The sequence below is a fragment of the Streptomyces sp. NPDC001970 genome (assembly GCF_053594115.1).
The window spans coordinates 69,393-93,743 of the sequence record NZ_JBSFDW010000031.1; the positions used below are offsets into that span (position 1 = coordinate 69,393).

Annotated in this window: 28 protein-coding genes, 1 tRNA gene and 1 riboswitch; of the genes, 11 read left to right on the forward strand and 18 right to left on the reverse strand. The window is 70.4% G+C overall.

Annotation, left to right across the window (positions count from 1 at the left end; genetic code table 11):
* Positions 1–30 precede the first annotated feature (30 nt).
* A riboswitch (guanidine-III (ykkC-III) riboswitch) is annotated at positions 31–94 on the reverse strand.
* A gap of 76 nt (positions 95–170) precedes the next feature.
* Together ACWCP0_RS30635 and ACWCP0_RS30640 are read right to left on the reverse strand one after the other, a co-directional pair.
* Complete coding sequence (locus tag ACWCP0_RS30635) at positions 171–512, reverse strand: GroES family chaperonin (RefSeq protein ID WP_451082011.1); 342 nt, start codon at positions 510–512, stop codon at positions 171–173.
* A 46-nt stretch (positions 513–558) separates the two neighbouring features.
* Positions 559–879 (reverse strand): DUF3618 domain-containing protein, encoded by a 321-nt coding sequence (locus tag ACWCP0_RS30640; RefSeq protein ID WP_451082012.1) that lies wholly within the window; start codon positions 877–879, stop codon positions 559–561.
* A 142-nt stretch (positions 880–1,021) separates the two neighbouring features.
* On the opposite strand from ACWCP0_RS30640, the gene bcp reads away from it, so the two are divergent.
* The 4 genes from bcp (at position 1,022) to ACWCP0_RS30660 (ending at position 3,104) form a co-directional block, all read left to right on the forward strand.
* Positions 1,022–1,489: a thioredoxin-dependent thiol peroxidase gene (gene bcp, locus ACWCP0_RS30645; RefSeq protein WP_451082013.1), complete on the forward strand. Its 468-nt coding sequence runs from the start codon at positions 1,022–1,024 to the stop codon at positions 1,487–1,489.
* A 136-nt stretch (positions 1,490–1,625) separates the two neighbouring features.
* Positions 1,626–2,315, forward strand: a complete 690-nt coding sequence (locus ACWCP0_RS30650; RefSeq protein WP_451082014.1) for an HNH endonuclease signature motif containing protein — start codon at positions 1,626–1,628, stop codon at positions 2,313–2,315.
* Entirely contained in the window at positions 2,312–3,055 is a 744-nt protein-coding gene (locus ACWCP0_RS30655) for an HNH endonuclease (RefSeq protein WP_451082015.1), read from the forward strand. The genes ACWCP0_RS30650 and ACWCP0_RS30655 overlap by 4 nt, the downstream gene beginning before the upstream one ends.
* A tRNA-Leu gene (locus tag ACWCP0_RS30660) sits at positions 3,021–3,104 on the forward strand. Before ACWCP0_RS30655 ends, ACWCP0_RS30660 begins: the two co-directional genes overlap by 35 nt.
* Before the next feature lie 400 nt (positions 3,105–3,504).
* Here ACWCP0_RS30660 and rdgB read toward each other — a convergent pair.
* The 4 genes from rdgB to ACWCP0_RS30680 all read right to left on the reverse strand — a co-directional run bounded on the left by rdgB (position 3,505) and on the right by ACWCP0_RS30680 (position 5,679).
* The gene (gene rdgB, locus ACWCP0_RS30665) at positions 3,505–4,107 is read right to left on the reverse strand and encodes an RdgB/HAM1 family non-canonical purine NTP pyrophosphatase (protein ID WP_451082016.1); all 603 of its coding nucleotides are present in this window, start codon (positions 4,105–4,107) and stop codon (positions 3,505–3,507) included.
* Between the two features lie 31 nt (positions 4,108–4,138).
* On the reverse strand, positions 4,139–4,516 hold the full coding sequence (locus ACWCP0_RS30670; RefSeq protein WP_451082017.1) for a hypothetical protein: 378 nt from the start codon (positions 4,514–4,516) through the stop codon (positions 4,139–4,141).
* Positions 4,517–4,629: 113 nt separating this feature from the next.
* Positions 4,630–5,367 (reverse strand): ribonuclease PH, encoded by a 738-nt coding sequence (gene rph, locus ACWCP0_RS30675; RefSeq protein WP_451082018.1) that lies wholly within the window; start codon positions 5,365–5,367, stop codon positions 4,630–4,632.
* A gap of 78 nt (positions 5,368–5,445) precedes the next feature.
* On the reverse strand, positions 5,446–5,679 hold the full coding sequence (locus ACWCP0_RS30680) for a glucose PTS transporter subunit EIIB (RefSeq protein WP_093660495.1): 234 nt from the start codon (positions 5,677–5,679) through the stop codon (positions 5,446–5,448).
* Positions 5,680–5,937: 258 nt separating this feature from the next.
* Here ACWCP0_RS30680 and ACWCP0_RS30685 point away from each other — a divergent pair, with 258 nt between their 5' ends.
* Both ACWCP0_RS30685 and ACWCP0_RS30690 read left to right on the forward strand, forming a co-directional pair.
* Positions 5,938–7,209 (forward strand): PTS transporter subunit EIIC, encoded by a 1,272-nt coding sequence (locus ACWCP0_RS30685; RefSeq protein WP_451082019.1) that lies wholly within the window; start codon positions 5,938–5,940, stop codon positions 7,207–7,209.
* A 277-nt stretch (positions 7,210–7,486) separates the two neighbouring features.
* The gene (locus ACWCP0_RS30690) at positions 7,487–8,761 is read left to right on the forward strand and encodes a PTS transporter subunit EIIC (protein WP_451082020.1); all 1,275 of its coding nucleotides are present in this window, start codon (positions 7,487–7,489) and stop codon (positions 8,759–8,761) included.
* 58 nt (positions 8,762–8,819) lie between these two features.
* Here ACWCP0_RS30690 and ACWCP0_RS30695 read toward each other — a convergent pair whose 3' ends face one another.
* The 3 genes from ACWCP0_RS30695 to ACWCP0_RS30705 form a co-directional block, all read right to left on the reverse strand.
* The gene (locus tag ACWCP0_RS30695; RefSeq protein ID WP_451082021.1) at positions 8,820–9,236 is read right to left on the reverse strand and encodes a universal stress protein; all 417 of its coding nucleotides are present in this window, start codon (positions 9,234–9,236) and stop codon (positions 8,820–8,822) included.
* Between the two features lie 19 nt (positions 9,237–9,255).
* On the reverse strand, positions 9,256–10,785 hold the full coding sequence (locus ACWCP0_RS30700) for an APC family permease (RefSeq protein WP_451082022.1): 1,530 nt from the start codon (positions 10,783–10,785) through the stop codon (positions 9,256–9,258).
* Positions 10,786–10,874: 89 nt separating this feature from the next.
* Entirely contained in the window at positions 10,875–11,627 is a 753-nt protein-coding gene (locus tag ACWCP0_RS30705) for an MBL fold metallo-hydrolase (RefSeq protein ID WP_451082023.1), read from the reverse strand.
* A gap of 252 nt (positions 11,628–11,879) precedes the next feature.
* On the opposite strand from ACWCP0_RS30705, the gene ACWCP0_RS30710 reads away from it, so the two are divergent.
* Positions 11,880–12,413, forward strand: coding sequence for a type II toxin-antitoxin system PemK/MazF family toxin (locus ACWCP0_RS30710; protein WP_451082024.1), 534 nt, complete (start codon positions 11,880–11,882; stop codon positions 12,411–12,413).
* 222 nt (positions 12,414–12,635) lie between these two features.
* Here ACWCP0_RS30710 and ACWCP0_RS30715 read toward each other — a convergent pair whose 3' ends face one another.
* The 5 genes from ACWCP0_RS30715 to ACWCP0_RS30735 form a co-directional block, all read right to left on the reverse strand.
* Entirely contained in the window at positions 12,636–13,586 is a 951-nt protein-coding gene (locus ACWCP0_RS30715) for a PLP-dependent cysteine synthase family protein (protein ID WP_451082025.1), read from the reverse strand.
* 6 nt (positions 13,587–13,592) lie between these two features.
* Positions 13,593–13,871, reverse strand: a complete 279-nt coding sequence (locus tag ACWCP0_RS30720) for a MoaD/ThiS family protein (RefSeq protein ID WP_451082026.1) — start codon at positions 13,869–13,871, stop codon at positions 13,593–13,595.
* Between the two features lie 114 nt (positions 13,872–13,985).
* Positions 13,986–14,111, reverse strand: coding sequence for a putative leader peptide (locus ACWCP0_RS30725; RefSeq protein ID WP_451082027.1), 126 nt, complete (start codon positions 14,109–14,111; stop codon positions 13,986–13,988).
* 111 nt (positions 14,112–14,222) lie between these two features.
* Complete coding sequence (locus ACWCP0_RS30730) at positions 14,223–14,645, reverse strand: Mov34/MPN/PAD-1 family protein (protein WP_451082028.1); 423 nt, start codon at positions 14,643–14,645, stop codon at positions 14,223–14,225.
* Between the two features lie 58 nt (positions 14,646–14,703).
* On the reverse strand, positions 14,704–15,453 hold the full coding sequence (locus ACWCP0_RS30735; protein WP_451082029.1) for a TetR/AcrR family transcriptional regulator: 750 nt from the start codon (positions 15,451–15,453) through the stop codon (positions 14,704–14,706).
* A 72-nt stretch (positions 15,454–15,525) separates the two neighbouring features.
* On the opposite strand from ACWCP0_RS30735, the gene ACWCP0_RS30740 reads away from it, so the two are divergent.
* Positions 15,526–17,862, forward strand: coding sequence for an MMPL family transporter (locus ACWCP0_RS30740; protein ID WP_451082030.1), 2,337 nt, complete (start codon positions 15,526–15,528; stop codon positions 17,860–17,862).
* A complete protein-coding gene (locus ACWCP0_RS30745; RefSeq protein WP_451082031.1) occupies positions 17,859–18,545 on the forward strand; it encodes an LmeA family phospholipid-binding protein in 687 nt (228 codons plus the stop codon). The genes ACWCP0_RS30740 and ACWCP0_RS30745 overlap by 4 nt, the downstream gene beginning before the upstream one ends.
* A gap of 188 nt (positions 18,546–18,733) precedes the next feature.
* On the opposite strand, the gene ACWCP0_RS30750 is transcribed toward ACWCP0_RS30745, so the two are convergent.
* The 3 genes from ACWCP0_RS30750 to clpS form a co-directional block, all read right to left on the reverse strand.
* Positions 18,734–20,179, reverse strand: coding sequence for an amino acid permease (locus tag ACWCP0_RS30750; protein ID WP_451082032.1), 1,446 nt, complete (start codon positions 20,177–20,179; stop codon positions 18,734–18,736).
* A 370-nt stretch (positions 20,180–20,549) separates the two neighbouring features.
* Positions 20,550–21,140: a DUF2017 domain-containing protein gene (locus tag ACWCP0_RS30755; RefSeq protein ID WP_451082033.1), complete on the reverse strand. Its 591-nt coding sequence runs from the start codon at positions 21,138–21,140 to the stop codon at positions 20,550–20,552.
* On the reverse strand, positions 21,140–21,451 hold the full coding sequence (gene clpS, locus ACWCP0_RS30760; RefSeq protein ID WP_451082034.1) for an ATP-dependent Clp protease adapter ClpS: 312 nt from the start codon (positions 21,449–21,451) through the stop codon (positions 21,140–21,142). The genes ACWCP0_RS30755 and clpS overlap by 1 nt, the downstream gene beginning before the upstream one ends.
* Positions 21,452–21,578: 127 nt before the next feature.
* On the opposite strand from clpS, the gene ACWCP0_RS30765 reads away from it, so the two are divergent.
* The gene (locus ACWCP0_RS30765) at positions 21,579–22,907 is read left to right on the forward strand and encodes a nicotinate phosphoribosyltransferase (protein WP_451082035.1); all 1,329 of its coding nucleotides are present in this window, start codon (positions 21,579–21,581) and stop codon (positions 22,905–22,907) included.
* Between the two features lie 147 nt (positions 22,908–23,054).
* A complete protein-coding gene (locus tag ACWCP0_RS30770; RefSeq protein WP_451082036.1) occupies positions 23,055–23,639 on the forward strand; it encodes an isochorismatase family protein in 585 nt (194 codons plus the stop codon).
* 315 nt (positions 23,640–23,954) lie between these two features.
* Here the strand turns inward: ACWCP0_RS30770 and ACWCP0_RS30775 are convergent, their stop codons facing one another.
* A complete protein-coding gene (locus ACWCP0_RS30775; protein ID WP_451082037.1) occupies positions 23,955–24,269 on the reverse strand; it encodes a hypothetical protein in 315 nt (104 codons plus the stop codon).
* Positions 24,270–24,351: the final 82 nt, after the last annotated feature.

Here is a 24,351-nt window from a genome sequence, read left to right on the forward strand (position 1 = left end):
GGCACCTCCGAGACGCGGACTTCGTGCGTGGGTGCGTCGTCTTTGCGATGCCCGGTACGGCGCGTCTCGTCGGGTTCCCCCAAAGGTAGCAAACGGATACGAAAGGGCCTGGTGACACCGGTCACCAGGCCCTTCTCGCATCCCGTACCGGGCTCCCCCGCAGGTCTCGCCTACAGATACAGCCCCGTCGTGTCCTCGCCGCCCTCGAACCGGTCGGCGGCCACCGCGTGCAGGTCGCGCTCGCGCATCAGGATGTACGCGACGCCGCGCACCTCGACCTCGGCCCGGTCCTCCGGGTCGTACAGCACCCGGTCCCCGGGCTCGACGGTGCGGACGTTCTGCCCGACCGCGACCACCTCGGCCCAGGCGAGACGGCGGCCGACCGCCGCGGTCGCCGGAATCAGAATGCCGCCGCCGGAGCGCCGCTCGCCCTCCGGGGCATCGGACCGGACCAGCACCCGGTCGTGCAGCATCTTGATCGGCAGCTTGTCGTGGTGGGTGTTCTCGCTCACGACCACGAACCTACCTGTCCGTCCTCGTCGCACGCCTCGCCGGGGGTCACGCCTTCCGCTTTCTGGCGGACAGCGCCAGCACCCCCACGACGCCGACGACGACCAAGGCCACGGGCACCACGCGCTCCAGCCGGGGCGCGCCGTCGCTGTGCACGAAACGGCCCTTCATGTCCGTGACCGCCCGGTTCACGGCGACGAACGCCCGCCCGGCGGTCTGGTCCACGGTCGCGGCAGCCCTGGCCCTCGCATCCCCGATGATCGTCTTCGGGTGCACCCGCACCCCGATCTCGTCGAGTGTCTCGGCGAGCCGCTCACGCCGGCGGACGATGTCCGCCTCGATCTGCGCAGGGGTCCTGGAATCCGACACTGCGCCGCCTCCGTGGTCGTATCCGTACTTCTTCGTCAACTGCTACGTCATCGACAGTCTGTCAGCTCGATGCCCGCCGCACCCCACGGCACCCCTATTACGCTCGGTGCCGTACGTCCGTACCCCTTGAGGAGAACCGAGAATGAGCGAGCGACTCCAGCCCGGCGACACCGCCCCGGACTTCACCCTGCCCGACGCGGACGGCAACGAGGTCTCGCTCGCCGGCCACAAGGGCCGCAAGGTCATCGTCTACTTCTACCCCGCGGCCATGACGCCCGGCTGCACCAAGCAGGCGTGCGACTTCACCGACAACCTGGACGTCCTGGCGGGCGCCGGCTACGACGTCATCGGCGTCTCGCCGGACAAGCCGGAGAAGCTCGCCAAGTTCCGCGACAAGGAGAACCTCAAGGTCACGCTGGTGGGCGACCCGTCGAAGGCCGTCATGGAGGCGTACGGCGCCTTCGGCGAGAAGAAGCTCTACGGCAAGACGGTCACCGGCGTGATCCGGTCCACGATCGTCGTCGACGAGGACGGCAAGGTCGAGCGTGCGCTGTACAACGTGAAGGCGACCGGCCACGTCGCGAAGATCATCAAGGACCTGGGCATCTGAGAACCCCACTGCCGCAGGACGGGCCGCTCCGCACAGCCGGAGCGGCCCGTTCCACATTCCGGACGTGACTGTCCGATAGTCGGCTCGTTACTCCGTGCGAGGCCACGAACACGCGGCCGAGACGGAGGGGTACGGGATGCCGATCAGTCCATACACCCGCGAGCGCCTCGCCGAGGCGGCGCGGTCGTCGCGGACACTGTCCGAGGCGCTGACGAAGCTGGTGGTCGACGCGAAGGGGCCGTCGCGGGCCTATATCCGGCAGCGAATGAAGCAGATGGGCATAGTCGCGTCGCATTTCGAGCGGGAGGGCACACGGTGGACGAGGGAGATCCTCGAATCCGCCGTCGCGGTCTCGACCAACATGTGCCAAGTTCTCCGCCACCTCGGCATCGACGTCGTCGGCGGCCAGCACACCCACATCAGCCGCAGGATCCGCGCTCTGGGCATCGACACATCACACTTCATCGCAGCGGTGCGCACAGAGAACATGCGGGACAACCGCCGTCGCCGGTCGGCCGAGGAGATCCTGGTGGAGGACCCCTCCACGCACGCCAAGCGCACACCCAACGACCAACTGAAGAGGGCGATGCGTGATCTTGGGGTCAGCGAACACTGCGCACTCTGCGGGATCGAACCCATGTGGCAAGGGCAACCGTTGCCCCTCGAGGTTGACCACATAGATGGCAACTGGCGCAACAATCGGGTCGAAAACCTGCGACTTCTCTGCCCCAACTGCCACTCGACGACCGACACTTATCGCGGTCGCAGCAAAGCGCGCAGGGCTGCGGCGCACCGACCGTCAAGCCTCGGAGGCGAGGGTCGGTGAGCCAGAGCAAGCGGTACACGCGCGAGCTGCTGATGGAAGCCGCACGGCGATGCCACGACATCAACGAGGTCATCGCCTTCTTGGGCACGGCCCCGTACGAGCGCCTCGGCCGCTATCTGATGGACCGCTTCGCGCACTTCGACATCGACGTCTCGCACTTCCGGCCACACGGCAGGCGCCCCCGACCGACCACCGAAGAGCTGAGACAGGCCGTAGCGGATTCCCTCTCCATCCTAGCCACCTTGCGATACCTAGATCGACCTGACAACGGGAGGCAGCGAGCGCTGCTACGCACGTGGACGGACGAGGACGGCATCGACACCAGCCACTTTCTGGGCCAGGCGCACCTGAGGGGCAAGCCTGGCCCAACCCCGGTTCGGCGAGCTGAGGACGTACTGGTGAAGCACTACGACGAGCGCCGCACCCGCACGGTGACGTTGCGTCGGGCACTCAAGGAGGTCGGCGTTCCGGAGCAGTGCGCGGGATGCGGCACCGGGCCCGTGTGGCACGGAAGACCCATGACCCTCGAAATCGACCACATCAATGGTGACTGGAGCGACGACCGCGCCGAGAACCTTCGACTGCTCTGTCCCAATTGCCATGCGACCACCAGCACCTGGTGCCGGGGAGGCTCCCGTCGGAAAGTCAGCCGGCACCCACCCGATCCTGCTCAGCCGCCCGTCCCGGTACGATGGCAGGCGGCTGGCGGCGGTGGTGCAATGGCGACACAGCAGACTTAGGATCTGTGGCCCCTGACAGGGCTTGAGGGTTCGAATCCCTTCCGCCGCACGTAAACGGCCTGTGAATCGAAGACTCACAGGCCGTTTCCTTAGCCCCGCCAAGCTGGTGCGGGCGGGGCTGCCCGGGGAGCCTGAGGGGAACGGAGAAGCTGATCGGCGTGCTCAAGGCGACAGTGTGTGGCCCCCTCGGACGGCTCCCTCACCAGACTCCTATGCGGGCTCACAGCCCAAACATCAAGCGGCGTCGGCGGACAGCCCCGTACCGATTTTCACGCCCGGGAGGCGTCATCCGCAGGTGAGCGGCTGACTCCTATCAAGGTCACGAGCGTCCGTCCGGTCGCGTGCGATGACTCCTCCGCGCGGGCCGACGAATCGCCTGAAGGACAGCCAGTCGGCGTCGGTCAGTCCGTGAGCAGACCCGGCGGAGAAGCCACCACACATCATCACTGTCAGTCCAGCAGCTCACGCACCACCGGGACCAGCGCGCGGAACGCCTTGCCCCGGTGGCTGATCGCGTTCTTCTCCCCCGGCGTCAGCTGCGCGCACGTCACGTCGTACCCCTCCGGCTGGAGGATCGGGTCGTAGCCGAAGCCGTTCGTGCCGACCGGGTCGTGGCGCAGGACGCCCCGCAGCCGCCCCTCGACGACGCGTTCCGTGCCGTCCGGGAGGGCGAGGGCCGCGGCGCAGGCGAAGTGGGCGCCGCGGTGGTCGTCGGAGATGTCGGCGAGCTGGGCCAGGAGCAGGCGCAGGTTGGCGGCGTCGTCGCCGTGGGTGCCGGACCAGCGGGCGGAGAAGATGCCGGGGGCGCCGCCGAGGACGTCGACACAGAGGCCGGAGTCGTCGGCGACGGCCGGGAGGCCGGTGGCGCCGGCCAGGGCGTGGGCCTTGAGCAAGGCGTTCTCGGCGAAGGTGACGCCGGTTTCCTTGACGTCGGGGATGTCGGGGTACGCATCCGCGCCGACGAGCTCGTGGTCGAGGCCTGCGTCGGCGAGGATCGCGTGGAGTTCGGTGATCTTCCCGGCGTTGCGGGTGGCGAGGATCAGGCGGGTCATGCGCCCAGTATCTACGGGCGATCCACCGGGCTTACGAGGTGCAGACCTTGCCGATCTCGGCGGCGGCATCGGTCACCGGCGTGATGTCGGGGGTGGCGTCGCCGTTCTCGACGGCCGTGCGGACGTTGTCGACACTCTTGTTGAGGTCGTCGACGGCCTTGGACAGATCCGCGTTGTCCGTCGTGTCCTGGAGGTTGCCGAGCTCCCGGTCGATCTCGTCGAGGGCCTCGGTCAGCTGTGTGGGGTCGTCGGCTGCCGTGGAGACGGCCTGGGAAAGCTTGTCGACGCTGGTGGCTATGGCGTCGGCGGTCTTGACGCAGTCCAGGGCCTTGTCGACGGCGCTGCAGCCGACGGCCCCGGTGAGCGCGACGGCGGTGACGACGGCAAGTGCGATACGACGGCTGCGCATGGAAGGGTTCCTCCCCGGGTTCACGGACGGGCGTACGGTTCGGCCCGCACGCCCGTGCCATCGGAGACGCCGGCAGTGGCGTCCTTGGTTGCTTCTTTACTTTCCGCGCTTCTTCACGGTGCGAGCGTGCGGGCGAGTGCCTCGGTCTGGAGCGCGGCGAGATCGGCACAGCCGCCGGTGGCCAGGTCGAGCAGGGCGTTGAGCTCCTTGCGGTCGAAGGGCTCGGCCTCGGCGGTGCCCTGGACCTCGACGAAGCGACCGTCGCCGGTGCAGACGACGTTCATGTCGGTCTCGGCGCGCACGTCCTCCTCGTAACAGAGGTCGAGGAGCGGCGTGCCGTCGACGATGCCGACGGAGACGGCGGCGACGGTGCCGGTGAGCGGCTTGCGGCCGGCCTTGACGAGCTTCTTGGCCTGGGCCCAGGCCACGGCGTCGGCGAGGGCGACGTACGCGCCGGTGATGGCGGCGGTGCGGGTGCCTCCGTCGGCCTGGAGGACGTCGCAGTCGAGGACGATCGTGTTCTCGCCGAGTGCCTTGTAGTCGATGACGGCGCGCAGGGAACGTCCGATGAGGCGGGAGATCTCGTGCGTGCGGCCGCCGATCTTGCCGCGTACGGACTCGCGGTCGCCGCGGGTGTTGGTCGAGCGCGGCAGCATCGAGTACTCGGCGGTGACCCAGCCTTCGCCGCTGCCCTTGCGCCAGCGCGGCACGCCTTCGGTCACGGAGGCGGTGCAGAAGACGCGGGTGTCGCCGAAGGAGACGAGGACGGAGCCCTCGGCGTGCTTGCTCCATCCGCGTTCGATGGTGACCGGGCGGAGCTGTTCGGGGGTGCGGTCGTCGATTCGAGACATGCAATGAGCCTATCCGGCCGGACATGGGGGCCCGGTCCGGTGTGGAACGGGCCCCTCACGGGTGAGCGGGGAGGGAGCTCACATCATGTCTTCGATGTCGGCGGCGATGGGGTCGGCGTCGGTGCCGATGACGACCTGGATCGCGGTGCCCATCTTCACGACGCCGTGGGCGCCGGCGGCCTTCAGCGCGGCTTCGTCGACCTTGCTCGGGTCCACGACCTCGGTGCGGAGGCGGGTGATGCAGCCCTCGACCTCTTCGATGTTGTCGATACCGCCGAGCCCGGCGACGATCTTCTCAGCCTTGCTGGCCATGTGTTTCTCCCTAGGTCTTCTGGCCGGGGTCCGTGGGGTGCCCCCGGAAGATGCAGCGGCCGGGGACCATCGGCCGCTCATCCGTTTTGTCACGGTAACTCACGGTTGGCCCAACTTCGCGGGCGAGTTGCGGCCCCGTATCGAATGATGACGATCACCGGCGCCCTGCCCGCGGTCGGGCCCGGGGGAGCCTATCGCAACTGGTCTACACCAGTGGGCAACGGCCGCCAGGAGTCGCTTGTTCCCGGGAGGACGCCGATGAGTGCCGAGAGCGCGGCCGCGCCCGCACCCCCGGAGCGGACGTGGTGGAGCGGGCTCCTCCCCGGGCTCCAGAAGATCGGCCGGAGCCTGCAACTGCCCGTTGCCGTCCTCCCGGCGGCGGGCCTGCTCATCGGCCTGGGCCGGCTCTTCGAGGCGTATCTGCACGGGGCGTTCTGGGACAGGACGTCGGACGTCCTGCTCAAGGCGGGCCTCGGCATCCTCGATCCCGCCCTCGGCCTTCCGCTGCTCTTCTGCATCGGTGTCGCCATCGGGTTCGCGAAGAAGGCGGACGGCTCGACCGCGCTCGCCGCTGTCGCCGGCTTCCTGGTCTACTTCAACGTCCTCAAGGCGTTTCCGATCGCCGGCTCGGTGACCGAGAAGACGCCGGACGGCATTCCGCAGAACCCGGGGGTGCTCGGCGGCATTCTGATCGGCCTGCTGACGGCCACGATCTGGCAGCGCTACCACCGCACCAAACTCGTCGACTGGCTCGGCTTCTTCAACGGCCGCCGCCTCGTGCCGATCATCATGGCGTTCGTGTGCTGCGTCCTGGGCGTGGTGTTCGGGCTGCTGTGGGAGCCGGTGGGCGACGCGCTCAACTGGTTCGCCAAACAGCTGATCGACCTGGGCGCGTGGGGCGCGGGCATCTTCGGCGTCGCCAACCGGCTACTGATTCCCATCGGCATGCACCAGTTCCTGAATGTCTTCTTCTGGTTCCAGGCCGGCGAGTACACGACACCGGAGGGCACGGTCGCCCAGGGCGACCTGACCCGGTTCTTCGCCGGGGACCCGTCCGCCGGCCAGTTCATGTCCGGCTTCTTCCCGATCATGATGTTCGGCCTGCCGGCCGCCGCGCTCGCCATCACGCACTGCGCCCGCCCCGAGCACCGCAAGCGGGTGGGGGGCCTGATGCTCTCGGTGGCGCTGACGTCGTTCGTGACCGGCGTGACCGAGCCGCTGGAGTTCTCCTTCATGTTCGTGGCGCCCCTGCTGTACGGGATGCACGCCCTGCTCACGGGCGCCTCGATGGCGATCACCTGGGCCCTCGGCGTCCACGCCGGCTTCAGCTTCTCGGCCGGGCTCATCGACTACGTCGTCTACTGGCACCTGGACACGAAGCCATGGCTGATCATTCCGATCGGCGCCTGCTTCGCGGTCGTCTACTACGTGCTCTTCCGTGTCGCCATCACGGCGTTCGACATCCCGACCCCCGGGCGGGAACCGGAGGAGGTCCAGGAGGAACTGGAGAAGGACGCCACCAAGCCGTAGGCGCGCCGTCTCCTCACTCCGGCCAGGGGCGGGGAGACGGGGACCAACAGGCCCTCGGATCCCGTGACCCGAGGGCCTTTGTCGGCATTGTCGACTTATGACCCAGGCCACAGAAAACGCAGGTTCCTTATCTCACCCTCACCGTGCTACAACAGGTCTACACCTCTCAATGGTGTAGACCACGCGGTCCGGACCAACCACCGCGTTCCCCCCTGAGACGCCGCCGTCCCCCTCTTTCCCCTGGTCCAGGGCGGCGCCTTGCCCACTGGAGGAAGTTGTGTCCACGGCCACCGCCACCACGGCGACGCCCGCCAAGAAATGGGGCTCCGGCCTGTTCCAGGGCCTGCAGAAGGTCGGCCGGAGCCTGCAGCTGCCCATCGCCGTGCTGCCGGCGGCGGGCATCCTGCTGCGCCTCGGCCAGCCCGATGTGTTCGGTGCCGACGGCCTCGGCTGGGACAAGGTCGCCTCGGTGTTCGCCACCGCCGGCGATGCCGTCTTCGCCAACCTGCCGCTGCTCTTCTGCATAGGTGTCGCGATCGGCTTCGCCAAGAAGTCGGACGGTTCCACCGCACTCGCGGCCCTCGTCGGCTTCCTGGTCTACAAGAACGTCCTCACCGCGTTCCCGGTCACCGAAGCCGTGGTCAACACCACCGCGAACAAGGGTGTCGACGTCGCCGCGACGTACAACAACCCGGGGGTCCTCGGCGGCATCGTCATGGGTCTGCTCTCCGCGGTCCTGTGGCAGAAGTACCACCGCACCAAGCTGGTGGACTGGCTCGGCTTCTTCAACGGCCGCCGGCTCGTCCCGATCATCATGGCGTTCGTCGGCGTGATCATGGGTGTCTTCTTCGGCCTCGTGTGGGAGCCGATCGGTGACGTCATCTCCCACTTCGGCGAGTGGATGACCGGCCTGGGGGCCGCGGGCGCCGGAATCTTCGGCCTCATCAACCGGGCGCTGATCCCGATCGGCATGCACCAGTTCGTGAACACCGTCGCCTGGTTCCAGATCGGCGACTTCACGAACGCGGCCGGCGAGGTCGTCCACGGCGACCTGCACCGCTTCTTCGCGGGTGACCCGAGCGCCGGTCTGTTCATGACGGGCTTCTTCCCGATCATGATGTTCGGCCTCCCGGCCGCCGCGCTCGCCATCGCGCACACGGCACGTCCGGAGCGCCGCAAGGCCGTCACCGGCATGATGGTCTCGCTCGCGCTGACCTCGTTCGTCACCGGTGTGACCGAGCCGATCGAGTTCTCGTTCATGTTCATCGCGCCGCTGCTGTACGTGATCCACGCCGTCCTGACCGCCGTCTCCATGGCGATCACCTGGGCCCTCGGTGTCCACGCGGGCTTCACGTTCTCCGCGGGTCTGATCGACTTCGGTCTGGGCCTCAACCAGGCGACGAACCCGTGGCTGATCATCCCGATCGGTCTGGCGTTCGCGGCGGTCTACTACGTGGTCTTCCGCTTCGCGATCACCAAGTTCAACCTGCCGACGCCGGGCCGTGAGTCCGACGAAGAGCTGGCCGAGATGGAGAAGGCCGACGCCAAGTAGCCCGGCCGGGCAAGCGCGTCGGAGCCCCCGTCCTCCCTGTGGAGGCCGGGGGCTCCGGTCATTCCGCCGCCGGTACGCACAGCACCGGCACCGTCGACAGATGCAGCAGTTTGTGTGTGGTCGAGCCCAGCAGGGCGCCACGCATCGGGCTCTCGCCGTAGCTGCCGACGATGATCACCCGCGCGTCGTGACGGGCCGCCGCGTCCAGCAGCGCCTGCGCCGGGCGCTCGTCCAGGACCTCGACGGCCGTCGGTACGCCCGCCTCGTCGGCGGCCTCGACGGCGTGGGCCAGCGCGGACCGGCCCGCCTCGCGGACGGCCTCGTGGTGGGCCCGGTACTCCTCGCCCGCCGCTCCCGGGGCCGCGGCGCCGAAGACCAGCACGAGGGGCTCGCCGAAGGCCGCCGACACCTCGATGGCGACGTCCAGCGCCCGTGCGGCGCCCGGGGACTCGTCGTATCCGAGAACCACGGACATCCCAGGCCTCCTTGGGGATTCAGGACGGCTTTCTGCCGTGTACGGCGTCGGGGTCGCACACACCGGGACGCTCACGCCAGAACTCACCGGTCGACAGGCGGCGCGCGACCATGATGACCAGCCCCACGGCGATGACGACGATGCCGATGACGAGCGGCGGGCCGACGCCGAACCACGAGACGCCGCTTGCGGAGTTCGCGGGATCGGACATGTCGCCCACCGACACGACGAGCAGCCAGGCGAGCAGCCCGGCGCCGATCAGCGGGCCCGCTCCGATCAGCAGGAAGTTGCGGACGCTCTCGGTGAGATGGCGGCGGTAGTAGACGGCGCACGCGACGCCGGTGAGCGCGTAGTAGAAGGCGATGAGCAGCGACAGCGCCGTGAGGGAGTCGAGGAGCGCGTTCTCGCTGATCCGGCTGACAAGGAGGTACCAGGCGGTGGCGACGACGGCGACGCCCCACGTACTCACATGCGGTGTGCGGAACCGCGGGTGGATGCGGGCGAACACCGACGGCAGCGCGTGCCGCCGGGCCATCGACAGGGCCGTGCGCGACGCCGGGATGATCGTCGTCTGCGTCGAGGCGAGCGCGGACGTCGAGACCGCGAACAGCACGACCCAGTCCCAGCCGCCCATCACCTGACCGGCGAGCATGGCGAAGACGAACTCCTCCTCGTCGGCGTTCTCGGCCAGGTACGTCGGTCCCGCGTAGGCGACGACCGCGAAGGTGACGGACAGGTACGTCACCAGCAGCACGACCGTCGACCAGACGCCGGCACGGCCCGGGGCGCTCTCGGAGTGCTTGACCTCCTCGGTCAGATTGACCGCGGACTCCCAGCCCCAGTACATGAACACGGCCAGGAGCAAGCCCCCGGTCAGCGCCGCGCCGCCGGCCCCGAACGGGTCGAGCCAGGTGATCTCGGGTCTGATCGGGTCCAGCGTGCCCGTACCCGCGTAGACGCGGTGGATCGCCACGACGGCGAAGGCCAGCAGACAGGCGATCTGCGCCAGGATGAGGACGTTCTGGACGTGGGCGGACGCCTCGGTGCCGATGACGCAGATGGCCGTCATCACGAGGATGACGGCCACGGTGAGCGGCTGGCGTACGAGATCGTTCGCCGCCCAGCTGTCGAGGCCGACGGTGAGCAGTCCGAAGCCGACGGCGACGTCGGCGAGCGAGCCGACCACCAGCACCCCGGTCATCATGATCGCCCAGCCGCCGAGCCAGCCGGCCCAGGGCCCCATGGCCCGGGTGACCCAGGAGAAGGTCGTGCCGCAGTCCTGGTCGACCTTGTTGAGATAGAAGAAGGCCGACGCGATCAGCAGCATCGGCACGAAGGACGTGAGGACCACGCCGGGGGCGTAGATGCTCACCAGCGCCACGACCGGGCCGATGACCGCGGCCAGGGAGTAGGCGGGCGAGGTGGAGTTGATACCGATGACGAGCGCGTCGACGAAGCCGATCGCGTTGTGCTTCAGCTCCCCCGACCCCTCCTCGTGGCTGTGCGCGCTGGGCGGGGGCGGGCGCGTGTCCGCGACGTCATCGGCCATATCTCCTCGCAGATCAGGACGATGTGTCCGGCTTTATGCAATCTTACCGGGGCGAGGCGTCCGTGGCCTGGGGAGAGGAGTCGCAGCCGTCAGATCTCGTAGACCGCTCCCGCGACCGCCAGCTCCGCCGGGCCGTCGTACACCGCACGGGCGTCCGCCAGGTTGCGCTCGGCGTCCGTCCACGGCGGGATGTGCGTGAGGAGGAGACGGCGCACCCCGGCGCGGGCGGCGTGCGCCCCGGCCTCGCGGCCGTTGAGGTGGAGGTCGGGGATGTCCTCCTTGCCGTGGGTGAAGGCGGCCTCGCAGAGGAAGAGGTCGGTGCCGTCGGCGAGGTCGACGAGCGCGTCGCAGACGCCCGTGTCGCCGGAGTACGTGAGCGACTTCCCGCCGTGCTCGATGCGGATGCCGAAGGTGTCCACGGGGTGGGCGACCTTCTCCGTACGGATGGAGAAGGGGCCGATCTCGAAGGCGCCCGGCTTGAGCGTGTGGAAGTCGAACACCTCGCTCATCGACTTGTCGGAGGGGGTGTCCGCGTAGGCGGTGGTGAGGCGCTGCTCGGCGCCCTCCGGCGCGTGGACCGGGAGGGGCTCGCAGCGGCCGCCGTCGTGGCGGTAGTAGCGGGCCACGAAGTACCCGCACATGTCGATGCAGTGGTCCGCGTGCAGATGACTGAGAAAGATGGCGTCGAGGTCGTAGAGACCGATGTGGCGCTGCAGCTCGCCGAGGGCGCCGTTGCCCATGTCGAGGAGCAGCCGGAAGCCGTCGGCCTCTACGAGGTAGCTCGAGCAGGCCGATTCCGCAGATGGGAACGACCCCGAGCAGCCGACGACGGTGAGCTTCATTGAGCTGGGACCTCCGTGGACGGTCGTCCGTGGACGGGAAACGGGGAGGGCTGGGAGCAGCGCGGGAGAGCCTCGTGCGGTTCGTCGAGCGTAAGGCGCGAAAGGGTCGCCCGCTCCTTCACGGCAGCTCGTTGTGGGCGAACTCACCTGCCCTGTCACCGGATAGGGCGAGGTGCGGCGGGTGTGTGCGGAGCGCGTACGGGGCGTGTGGGGGGCGGGTGACAGAAGATGCGCGCCGGGTACGGTCGGGGTATGGACACGTCCTGGTGGCTCGCGCTCGGCGCGGTGGTGGTGATCGCGCTGGTGGCCGCGGTGGGGCGGGGGCGGCCTTCGGGCCGGCCGTCCGGCAGGCCGCGGGGGCGCGAGGAGCGGGGCCGGGGGCCGGGGCGGCCCGACGGCCGGCGCCCGGGGCGGCCCCACGGTCGGCGCCCGGCTCCGGATCGTCCGGCTCCCGGCCGCCCGGCCGGGCCGACGCGGCGGCCGCAGCCGGGCGAGATCTGGTGGGCGGACGTCCCCTACGAGGACGGGCCCGGCTCCAAGGACCGCCCCTGCCTCGTCCTCCACGTCCACGGTGGGTCGGCCCGCGTCGCCAAGATCACCAGCAAGTACCACGACGAGCGTCCCGGTGTGATCGCGCTGCCGCCGGGGGCGGTGGGGGAAACGCACGGGCGCCCGAGTTTCCTGGAGACGGACGAGCTGCGGGAGGTCCGGGTGCGGGACTTCCGCCGGCGGGTGGGTGTGGTGGACCCGCTCCTGTGGGACCAGGTGCGGCACCTGTCGCGGTGAGGGCGAGGCGCGAGGCCCGGGCGCCCGCGGCGAGCTTCTTTCTCCCCGCGCCACCGGTCCCGCGCCACCGGTGCCGGGCGCATTCTCAGCCCGTCCGGTACTGGAGGACGGACGCTCCGGCCACCCCGCAGTACCGGTACCGGGGCGCTCCCGGCCCGTCCGGTACCGAGGACGGACACCCGGGGCGCGCCCGCGGTACCGGGGGCACATCGCGCACGGCGGTCAGGCCCAGAGCTGGCCCTGGAGGGTTTCGATCGCCGCCTCGGTGGTGGGGGCCGTGTAGACGCCGGTCGAGAGGTACTTCCAGCCGCCGTCGGCGACGATGAAGACGATGTCCGCGGACTCGCCCGCCTTCAGCGCCTTCTTGCCGACGCCGATCGCCGCGTGCAGCGCCGCGCCCGTGGAGACGCCCGCGAAGATGCCCTCCTGCTGGAGGAGCTCGCGGGTGCGGGTGACCGCGTCGGCGGAGCCGACCGAGAAGCGGGTGGTGAGGACGGAGGCGTCGTACAGCTCGGGGACGAAGCCCTCGTCGAGGTTGCGCAGGCCGTAGACCAGGTCGTCGTACCGCGGCTCGGCGGCGACGATCTTCACGTCGGGCTTGTGCTCACGCAGGAAGCGGCCCACGCCCATGAGCGTGCCCGTCGTACCGAGGCCCGCCACGAAGTGGGTGACGGACGGCAGGTCGGCGAGGATCTCCGGGCCGGTCGTGGCGTAGTGGGCGCCCGCGTTGTCCGGGTTTCCGTACTGGTAGAGCATCACCCAGGACGGGTTCTGCTCGGCGATCTCCTTGGCGACGCGCACCGCCGTGTTGGAGCCGCCCGCCGCGGGGCTGGAGATGATCTCGGCGCCCCACATCGCAAGGAGCTGGCGGCGCTCCTCGCTCGTGTTCTCGGGCATCACGCAGACGATGCGGTAGCCCTTGAGCTTGGCCGCCATCGCGAGCGAGATACCGGTGTTGCCGCTGGTCGGCTCCAGGATGGTGCAGCCGGGCGTGAGCCGGCCGTCCTTCTCCGCCTGCTCGATCATGTGGAGCGCGGGGCGGTCCTTGACCGAGCCGGTCGGGTTGCGGTCCTCCAGCTTGGCCCAGATGCGGACGTCCTCCGAGGGGGACAGCCGGGGCAGGCGGACCAGCGGCGTGTTGCCGACCGCTGCGAGCGGGGAGTCGTAGCGCATCCGGGATCAGACCATGCCGCCGGCCACGGCCGGCAGGATCGTGACGTTGTCGCCGTCACTGAGCTTGGTGGAGATGCCGTCCAGGAAGCGGACGTCCTCGTCGTTGAGGTAGACGTTCACGAAGCGGCGCAGCTGGTCGCCGTCGACGATGCGCGCCCGGATGCCCGCGTGCCGGCTCTCGAGGTCGGCGAAGAGGTCGGCGAGGGTGTCCCCGCTGCCCTCGACGGTCTTGGCGCCGTCGGTGTAGGTGCGGAGGATGGTCGGGATGCGGACCTCGATGGCCATGGCGTGGGCTCCTGTCGGGAGGACGTAAGTGCCTTGCGTGAGTGACGTAAGGGGCGCGCGGCTCAGCCCCCGCGCGGGGGGTCGGTGCAGGGGATGGTGCGCTGGGGCCGTGGCTCAGACCGGACGGCGGTCCGCGCAGCCCGTACACATGGCGCTGGCGAGGCGGCACAGGTCGACGTGCAGCCGCGCCACGAGCAGCAGCGTGCCCGGCGTCTTCTCGCTCACGTCGTTCGAAACCATGCGGTCATCGTAACGATTCCCGGTCCGGCTCCCGGAATGTGATCTCGTATCGCGGACGCGATCTGTTCGCCAGACGGACGCCGCGCCCCTTTCCGTGCGGCTCGGTACGCCTCAGTACGCCTCGACGACCTTGACGTCCTCCTCGGTGACCTCGCCCTCGACGATCCGGAACGACCGGAACTGGAACGGGCCCGCGTCGTCCGTGTCCGCCGTGGACACCAGGACGTAGTGCGCGCCGGGCTCGTTGGCGTACGAGATGTCGGTGCGCGAGGGGTACGCCTCGGTCGCCGTGTGGGAGTGGTAGATGATCACCGGCTCCTCGTCGCGGTCGTCCATCTCGCGGTAGAGCTTGAGCAGATCCGCCGAGTCGAACTCGTAGAACGTGGGCGAGCGCGCGGCGTTGAGCATCGGGATGAAGCGCTCGGGCCGCCCCTCGCCCACGGGTCCCGCGACCACGCCGCACGCCTCGTCGGGGTGGTCCTCACGGGCGTGGGCGACGATCTGGTCGTACAGGGCCTGGGTGATGGTCAGCATGGTGACGAGAATAGGCGGACGGCACCCCGATCTGAGATCCGGGGACCGATGAGTGAGATCACGCCCGCGGCCCGGGGCCGGGGCGGGTCTCCGGCCGGCCGGGGCGGGTCTCCGGCAGGTCGGGGCGGGTCTCCGGCAGGTCGGTGACGGCCAGCAGCGCGTGCACCGCGGTCTCCATCGCGCGGCGGGCGGCCTCCGGGTCGAGACCGCTGCTGCGCCAGTGGTACCAGGCACCCCAGGTGGTCACCGCGTCCAGCCCGTTGAGCAGGTCGGCCCCGCGCTCCCCGGGCAGCCGGCCGAGCTCCACGGCGAAGATCTCGGTCAGCCTCCGGCGGGCGAAGTCCATGACCTGCCGAGTGGCCTCCTCGACGCGCTCGGAGGGGTTCTCCAGGCGCATCATCGTCAGCCGCGCCGGAGTGATCCACTCCAGGATCCGGGCGCGCTGCTCGGCGAGCGCCGCCACCCGCGCCTGCCGCGGCCCGTCCGTCGGCAGCGGCTTGATCCGTGCGGCGAGCTGGTCCAGACGCCGGGCGATGGCGGTGTCCTGGAGCTGGGCCATGTCGGCGAAGTGGTGGAACACCAGGCGCCGCGACACCCCGGCGCGCTCGGCGACCCGGTCCGCCGGGAACTGCGTCTCCCCCTCGTCCAGCAGCGAGAGCATCGCGTCGGCGATCTTCTCGCGGGTCTGCCGCCCGCGCTCGGTGCGGCCGTCCGGCGCACCGCGGCGCGCCCGTTCCCGGGCGCCGTCGCGCTGTTCACGAGCGGCGCTCCGGGCACTCTCCGGCGCCTGCGGGTGTGACTGCTTCACGTCGGGTCCTCCATCCCTGCGTTGACATTGTTGCACTCCCGATGCAACCGTGCGGATTGCACGCCGAGTGCAATGACTTCCCGCCGGGATGCCCCTGGCGGACGACTGCGCGCGCCCGCCGCGCACGAGAGGGACGGCTTCCCGATGCTCCAGTCCGTAGGGCGCTGGTGCGCCCGCAGACCCAGACGGACCGTGGCCGCCTGGCTGCTGCTGCTCATCGCCCTGGCCGGCGCCGTAGGGGCGTTCGGAAAGGTCACCACCGAGGCCGTGACCATCCCGGGCAGCGACAGCCAGGCAGCGCGGGACGCGGCCCGGGCCTTCCCCGACGCGGCATCCGGCCGGCAGCCCGTCGTCCTGTACGCACCGCCGGGCGCCGCTCCCCTCACCGCAGCCGCGCAACGGGCGGTGGTCGAGGAGGCCGCGCGGGCCGTCGAGGACGTGGATCACGTCGTCGCCGTCACCACGCCCTACGGACCGGCGGGCCGCGGCGCCCTCAGTGCCGACGGCCGCACCGCTCAGCTCGCGGTCGAACTCGACGTCACCGGCCGGGACATCACGCCCGGCACCACCCGGAGCATCACCGACGCCGCCGGCCCGGCGACCACGGCCGGTATCGAGGTGACCCCCGGCGGCGATCTCGCCGCCGCCGCGGACAAGGGCTCCACCGGCCACAGCGAGATCATCGGGCTCGCCGCCGCCTTCGTCGTCCTCGCCCTGGGCTTCGGCAGCCTGGTCGCGGCCGGGGTCCCCCTGCTCACGGGGACGATCGGCCTGGCCGTCTCCCTGTGTGCGATCGGCCTGACGGGCCATCTGACGGACATGCCGTCCTCGGGCACCACGATCGCGGCGATGATCGGCCTCGGCGTGGGCATCGACTACACGCTCTTCTGTCTGACCCGGTTCCGTGAGCTGCGGGCGGCCGGGCTGGAGGTCGAGGACGCGGCCGCGCGCACCATGGCCGGCTCCGGCAAGGCCGTGGTGTTCGCGGGCAGCGCGGTGATCGCCGCGCTCACGGGGCTCGCGCTGGGCGGTCTGCCCCTGCTGCACGCGCTGGCGCTCGCGCCGGGCATCGCCGTCCTGGTCGCCATGGCCGCGACGCTCACCCTGCTGCCCGCCGCGCTCTCGCTGCTGGGGAAGCGGCTCACGCCCACGGCGCGCGCAGCGGACGCCTCGGGCGGTGAGGCGTCCGCTGCGGCGCTCCCCGGAGCAGGCCGGGAGCGGCCCCGCAGCCAGGACCGGCCTCGCGGCTGGGGCCGTATCGCCGGGTTCGTCGCCTCGCGGCCGTGGCGCTGTCTGCTGGCCGCTCTCGCCCTGACCGGTGTGCTCGCCGCCCCCGCAACACAGTTGACGTTCGGTCAGCTCGACGCGGGTGACAAGGCCGCCGGAACCGCGAGCCGCACCGCGTACGACCGGCTGGCCGACGCCTTCGGCCCCGGCGCCAACGGCCCCCTGCAGATCGTGTCCACGCTGCCCACCCCGGCATCCGGACCGGGCGACGCCCGGATCACGGACGTCACCACCGCCCTGCGCGCGACCCGTGGCGTCGCGGCCGTCGGGTCGGCGCAGACGGCAGCGGACGGCACAGCCGTGCGCTGGCAGGTCACTCCCACCACCGCGCCCGGCGACCCGGCCACCGCCGAACTCGTGCACCGGCTGAGGGACGAGACCCTGCCCGAGGCCACCGCGGGCACCGGCCAGGTGACCCACGTGGGCGGCGCCACGGCCGCCCAGGCCGATCTGAACGAACGCCTGGCCCGGCGGATGCCGCTGGTCGTCGGCTTCGTCCTCGCCGTCGCGGCGCTGCTTCTGCTGGCGGCCTTCCGCTCCCCGGTCGTCGCGGTGAAGGCCGCCCTGATGAATCTGGTGTCGGTCGCCGCTTCCTACGGTGTGCTCACCGCGGTCTTCCAGTGGGGCTGGGGCGCGCCCCTGATCGGGCTCGAAGGTCCCGTGCCGATCCCTGGATACGTCCCCCTGCTGATGTTCGCCGTGCTCTTCGGCCTCTCCATGGACTACGAGGTCTTCCTGCTCAGCGCCGTCCGCGCGGCCCATCTGCGCCACGCGGACAACCGGCGGGCCGTGATCGCCGGGCTCGCCGCGACCGGCCGGATCATCACCTCCGCCGCGCTGATCATGGTCAGCGTCTTCCTCGGCTATCTGCTGTCCGACGACCCGGTGGTCAAGATGTTCGGCATCGGTCTGGCCACGGCCGTCGCGCTGGACGCCACGGTCGTCCGCGGCGTTCTCGTCCCGTCCACGATGGTCCTGCTCGGCCGCGCCAACTGGTGGCTGCCCCACTGGCTGGACCGGCTGCTGCCGCACATGGCCGTAGAGGACGACGGCCACGACCCGGTACCGGCCGCTTCCGAGGCCGGCAGCGCACCCCTGGCGACCACCGGGAGCGCGTCGTGACCGGGGTCCTGACCCGAAGCCGCAGGCGGCTGTTGTGGACGTCGCTCGCGCTGAGTGCCCTGCTCGCCGCGCTGCCGGTCGCCGACCGGATCGCCGCCGCCGTCGCCGAGGAGCGGCTGGCCGACCGGATCGCCGGGCGGCAGAGCGCCGTGGTCGGCACGCCGCGGGTGCGCATCGACGCCTTCCCGTTCCTGTTGAGCGCCGCGGAGGGAACGCTTCCCCGGGTGGCGGTACGGGCCGATGCCGTCACCGGGGAAGGGTTGCCCGTGCAGGCGTCGGTGGAGCTGCGCGACGTCGCCGAACGGGCCGGTGCGTACACGGCCGCTTCCGCCGAAGCACGGTTCACCGCGCCCTTCGGCTCCTTCGGGGCCGGTCTCGGTGAGGGCGTCTCGCTCTCCGCGGAAGGGAACGGGCGCCTGCGCATCGACCGTGAGTTCCTCGGCCTGCCGCTGACCGTCGTCGCCGAACTGCGGCTGGCCGGCCGCACCCTCACCGTGGTGCCCGTCGCCGCGCAGTTCGCGGGCCGTGCGGTCGACCCGGCCGGCCCTCGTATCGCCGGGGCCTTCGCCGGCCGGGAGCGGACCGTACCGAAGCTGCCTGCCGGGCTGGCACCGACCGCTGTCTCGGTCAGCGACGCGGGCGTGACGCTTCACGCCCGCGCGGACGACGTCCGGCTGACATAGGCGCTGTCTCCGGGAGGGCGTCTCCGGAGGGGGCGTGCCGGGAGCCGGACATTCAGGGCCGGACATCCGGCGGACGGACATCCAGGGGCCGGACATCCGGGCCCGGACACACGCATCGGGTCATGCCGGGCGAGGTGGCCCGGCATGACCCGATGACGTACGAAGCGAGCGCGCCGCTTACTTGGCGGCTACTTGGCGACGTCCGCGTACTCGCGGGCCGGCGCGTCGGCGGCCCGCGGCTTGTTGCCCTTCAGGACGAACCAGCCGATCGCCAGGGCAATGGCCCAACCCGCGCCCACGTAGAGGCTGATGCGGGAGTCCTTGTCGTACGCGATCAGACCGGTCACGAAGACCAGGAACGCCAGGGCGATCCAGCTGCAGACCGTGCCGCCGGGGGCCGGGAACGAGGAGGCGGGCAGCCGGCCGGCCTCGACCGCGCGGCGGTAGCGGATGTGGCTGATCAGGATCATCATCCAGGTCCAGATACCCGCCGCGGTGGCCACCGAGGTGACGTAGCCGAACGCCTTCTCCGGGACCACGTAGTTCAGCAGCACGCCGATGCCCATGAGCGCGACGGAGACGGTGATGCCGATCGCCGGGGTCTTGCTGGCGGCCAGCTTGCCCAGCGCCTTCGGGGCCTCGCCGTTGGAGGCCAGGTCGCGCAGCATGCGGCCGGTGGAGTACATCCCGGAGTTGCAGGACGACAGGGCCGCGGTGAGGACGACGAAGTTGACGATGGCCGCGCCGGCCGGGATGCCGATCTTGGCGAAGGCGGCGACGAAGGGGCTGACGCCGGGGGCGAACTCGGTCCACTTGACCACGCACAGGATGACCGTGAGGGCACCGACGTAGAAGAGGGCGATCCGCCAGGGCAGCGAGTTGATGGCCTTGGGGAGCGTCTTCTCGGGGTTCTCGGACTCGCCGGCGGTGACGCCGACCAGCTCGACGGCGAGGTACGCGAACATGACGCCCTGCAGGGTCATGAGGCTGGAGCCGATGCCCTTGGGGAAGAAGCCGTCGAAGGCCCACAGGTTGGAGACCTGGGCGGTGTCACCGGCGGCACTGAAGCCGAAGGTCAGCACGCCGAGACCGATGACGATCATGCCGATGAGCGCGGTCACCTTGACCATCGAGAACCAGAACTCGATCTCGCCGAAGAGCTTCACCGAGATCAGGTTGGCGATGTAGAGGACGACCAGGAAGACCAGGGCCGTGACCCACTGCGGGACCGAGGGGAACCAGTAGTTGATGTAGATCGCCGCGGCGGTGAGTTCCGCCATGCCGGTCACGATCCACATCAGCCAGTACGTCCAGCCGGTGACGTACCCGAAGAACGGGCCGAGGAACTCGCGGGAGTACTCCGCGAAGGAGCCCGAGACCGGGCGGTACAGAAGCAGTTCGCCGAGCGCCCGCATGATGAAGAAGATCACCACGCCTGCGAGGGCGTACATGAGAATGAGGCTGGGTCCGGCCTTCGCGATGTTCGCACCGGCTCCCAGGAACAGGCCCACGCCGATGGCACCGCCGATGGCGATCATCTGGACCTGGCGGGGTCCGAGGCCTCGCTCGTAACCCTCGCTGGACGTTTCCGCGGCCTCATTGCCGTCCTGCTTGTCGACCCGCACTGAGGTCATTGGTGAAGCGCCTTTCTCCATGCTGGCCCGCGCCGTCTGCGTACGGCTGCGGACCAGGTCCTGATCCCCCCGGATATGGATGGAGTGCTACCGGCGGTCAGCCGGTCGAAGCGCCCCCGGGGACATGGGTGGCGTCCCCGGGCGGTCGTGAAGATTTATCACGGTCGCAACAATGATCGACGAGGGCGGATGTGGCACACCGCACAGGGAAAAGCGGACAAATACCCCAAGAGGTAGCGAAATGGGGTATTTGAGTGACGCGATCGTTATGCGGAATTGAGCGTCCGTTGAGCGAACGCGAGCGTGCGGGGCGGTTACGCGGAGATGGCCCTGCGGCGTCGGGGCCACGGCGCCACGGACACCCCGGGCGTCACGGCATCAGCGTCTCGACGAGCGTCTCCTGGAGCGCCCCGAGCCAGAGGTAGGCCATGACCATGGGCTTGCGCGGATCGGAGTCCGGCAGCCGGTACAGGTCACCGCCCTCGTCCTCGTCGGCGACCTCCAGACGGGTGCCGATGGTCAGCCGCAGGTCGTTGAGGGCGCCCAGCCAGTGCATCGAGTCGGCAGCGGTCAGCTTGAGGACGGCGCCGCCCTCTCCCGTCGCGGTGAGCGCGTCGAGATTGCGGACGACGACAAGGGCGTCGTCGCGCTTGCGGGCGCGCAGATCGTTCTCCGTGTAGCGCCTGAACTCGGCGGAGAACTCCCGCAGTTCGTCGTCCTCCCCTCCCTCGGGGCCGCCGTACGCGTCCGGGAAGAGGCGCGCCAGCGCCGGGTCGGACGGCGGCTCGCTCGGGCCCTGCGTGAAGAGCGAGGCGAGCGGGTCCTCGCCCTTGGCGGGCTCGTCGCCGGGGCCGATGAGCTCGAGGAGCTGCACGGCCAGCGAGCGCAGGATGGAGATCTCGACCTCGTCGAGCGCGACAGCGGCGCCGCCGCCGGGCAGCGCCTCGAAGTGTCCGGCCATCACATGCGGTCCTGGGAGAGCGTCGCCCACAGTCCGTAACCGTGCATCGCCTGCACGTCGCGCTCCATCTCCTCGCGGCTGCCGCTGGAGACGACAGCGCGGCCCTTGTGGTGGACGTCGAGCATCAGCTTGTGGGCCTTGTCCTTGGGGTAGCCGAAGTAGGCCTGGAAGACGTACGTGACGTAGCTCATCAGATTGACCGGATCGTTGTGGACGATCGTCACCCAGGGAACATCGGGTTCGGGTACGGCGAAGGTCTCCTCGGCCGACTGGGGACGTTCGATCTCTACGGGCGCAGTCACTCCACCCATGCTGCCACCCGAGGGGCCCTGTCGCACAAACGGCCCGGGCCGGATCGGGGACATCTCGTCACTCTGACGAAATTAGGGGTAGCATCCTTTGCATGGCTGCAACGACGAGAGTGCGAGGTTGACCGTGGTGAACGTTGCGGATCTGGGGCTGCCGGTGGACGTGCCGTCGACCGCGCTCTTCACCGACCAGTACGAGTTCACGATGCTCCAGGCGGCGCTGAGGGCAGGAACGGCCGACCGCCGTTCGGTGTTCGAGGTCTTCACCCGCCGATTGCCCGACGGCCGCCGCTACGGCGTGGTGGCGGGCACCGGGCGCGTCCTGGACGCCGTCGAGAACTTCCGCTTCGACGAGGGCATCCTCGGCTTCCTCCGTGACCAGCGCATCATCGACGGGCCCACGCTCGACCGGCTGTCCGGCTACCGCTTCAGCGGCGACATCTGGGGCTACCCGGAGGGCGAGGCGTACTTCCCCGGCTCGCCGATCCTCCGGGTCGAGGGCTCCTTCGCCGAGTGCGTCCTGCTGGAGACCGTGGTCCTGTCGATCCTCAACCACGACTCGGCGATCGCGGCCGCCGCCTCCCGTATGTCGTCCGCCGCGGTCGGGCGCCGGCTCATCGAGATGGGCGCCCGGCGCACGCACGAGCTCGCCGCCGTCGCGTCCGCGCGCGCGGCGTACATCGGGGGCTTCCACTCCACCTCCGACCTCGCCGCCGGCTTTCGCTACGGCATCCCGACCGTCGGCACCAGCGCGCACGCCTTCACCCTTCTGCACGACACCGAGCGGGACGCCTTCCGTGCGCAGGTGGACTCACTCGGACGGGGGACGACCCTGCTCGTCGACACGTACGACGTGGCCGAGGCCGTCCGCACCGCCGTGGAGATCGCCGGGACGGAGCTCGGGGCCGTACGGATCGACTCCGGGGACCTGCTGCTGGTCGCTCACCGGGTACGCCAGCAGCTGGACGAGCTGGGAGCTCACGATACGAAGATCGTCGTCACGTCCGACCTGGACGAGTACGCGATCGCGTCGCTCGCCGCGGCGCCCGTGGACGCGTACGGCGTCGGCACGCAGCTGGTCACGGGCAGCGGGCAGCCGACCTGCTCCATGGTCTACAAGCTGGTCGCCCGCGCGACCTCGGCCGATCCGCACGCCCCGCTGATCCCGGTGGCGAAGAAGTCGACCGGCGGGAAACTGTCCGTGGGGGGCCGCAAGTGGGCCGCCCGCCGGGTCGACGAGCAGGGCGTCGCCGAGGCCGAGGTGCTGGGCACCGGCCCGGTGCCGGAGGAGCTCGAGGACCGGCAGCTGCTGGTGGAACTCGTCAAGGGCGGCGAGATCGTCGCCCGCGAGCCGCTGGACGCGGCGCGCGAGCGGCACATCGCGGCGCGCCGGCGGCTGCCGCTGTCGGCGGTCCAGCTGTCCCGCGGCGAGCCGGTGATCCCGACGGAATACATGTGAGGCGCATGAACAGCGGATGGCCCGAGAGACAACGACAGCGCCACTAGCAGGCAAATGCCCCCTCCCGCAAGGCGGTTGGAGTCTCTACCCTCAGAACATCGCCGCCGACCCCTCCCCCTCCCTCCCCCACCACCGAAGGACACCGCCATGCACCGCGCATTGATCGTCGTGGACGTTCAGAACGACTTCTGCGAGGGGGGCAGCCTCGCGGTGACGGGGGGCGCGGATGTCGCCGCCGCCATCACCGACCTCATCGGTGAGGCCCAGCCCGGCTACCGCCATGTGGTGGCCACCCGTGACCACCACATCGATCCGGGCGACCACTTCTCGGAGCACCCCGACTACGTGAGCACCTGGCCCGCCCACTGTGTGGCCGGGACGGAGGGTGTGGGCTTCCACCCGAACTTCGCGCCGGCGGTCGCCAGCGGGGCGATCGATGCGGTCTTCGACAAGGGCGCGCACGCGGCGGCGTACAGCGGCTTCGAGGGGACCGACGAGAACGGCTCCACGCTGGCCGAGTGGCTGCACGCCCGCGATGTGACCGAGGTCGACGTCGTCGGCATCGCCACGGACCACTGCGTGCGGGCCACGGCGCTGGACGCGGCCCGCGAGGGCTTCCGCACCCACGTACTGCTCGACCTGACGGCGGGCGTCGCCGAGGACACGACGGACCGGGCGCTGGAGGAGCTGCGGGCGGCGGGCGTGGAGCTGTCCGGCAAGCCGGTGGTGTAGGCCGCGTTTCCCCCTGCCCGCCCCTTCCCGAACCGGCGGCAAGCCCCCGGACCCCTGTCGCGGGGGCTCCGCCCCCGAACCCCCGCGTCTCGATCGCCGGCGGAGCCCACTCCGAGCCCGTTGGGGGCACCCACCCCTCAGGCCGAGCTCCGGGGCGGATCGAGGACGGACACCGGGGCCGCCCGGAAGGTCCGGGCTCACGCCCGGGGGGTCTGTGGGCGTCCCCCGCTCGCGGCCCGCGGCCCACGGCCGGGTCCGGGCCCTCGAGCGTCGGCCCCGGGCGTCGGCCGTCGAGCGCCGGGCGCCGGCCCGGACCTATGCTCCGCCCGCCGGGCGCAGGAGCGCGCGGATGGGGTGCCAGAGTTCCTGGGTCGGAGGCTCATGGGTGCGCCAGAGGAGGCCGTCCGGGTGGTGCAGCACCGCCGTGATCTCATCCGGCGTCGGCGGCTCCGCGTTGCCCCGCAGATACACCGCCCGCAGCCCCAGATTCCGCAGCCGCGTCAGCGCCCTTGCCCGGTTCGCCGCATGCACCAGCACCCGGACCGTACTGCCGTCGCCGACCGGACTCGGCAGGCCTATCGCGACCACGACGCTGCCTCCTGGCAACTTGCAGAAACCTCCGCCGGGCATGCCGCATCACTCCCCCGTGAGCTCGCTGTCAATAAGAACTTCGTCAGACGCACCTAAACACGATCGGCCGCCGCCCGCTAGA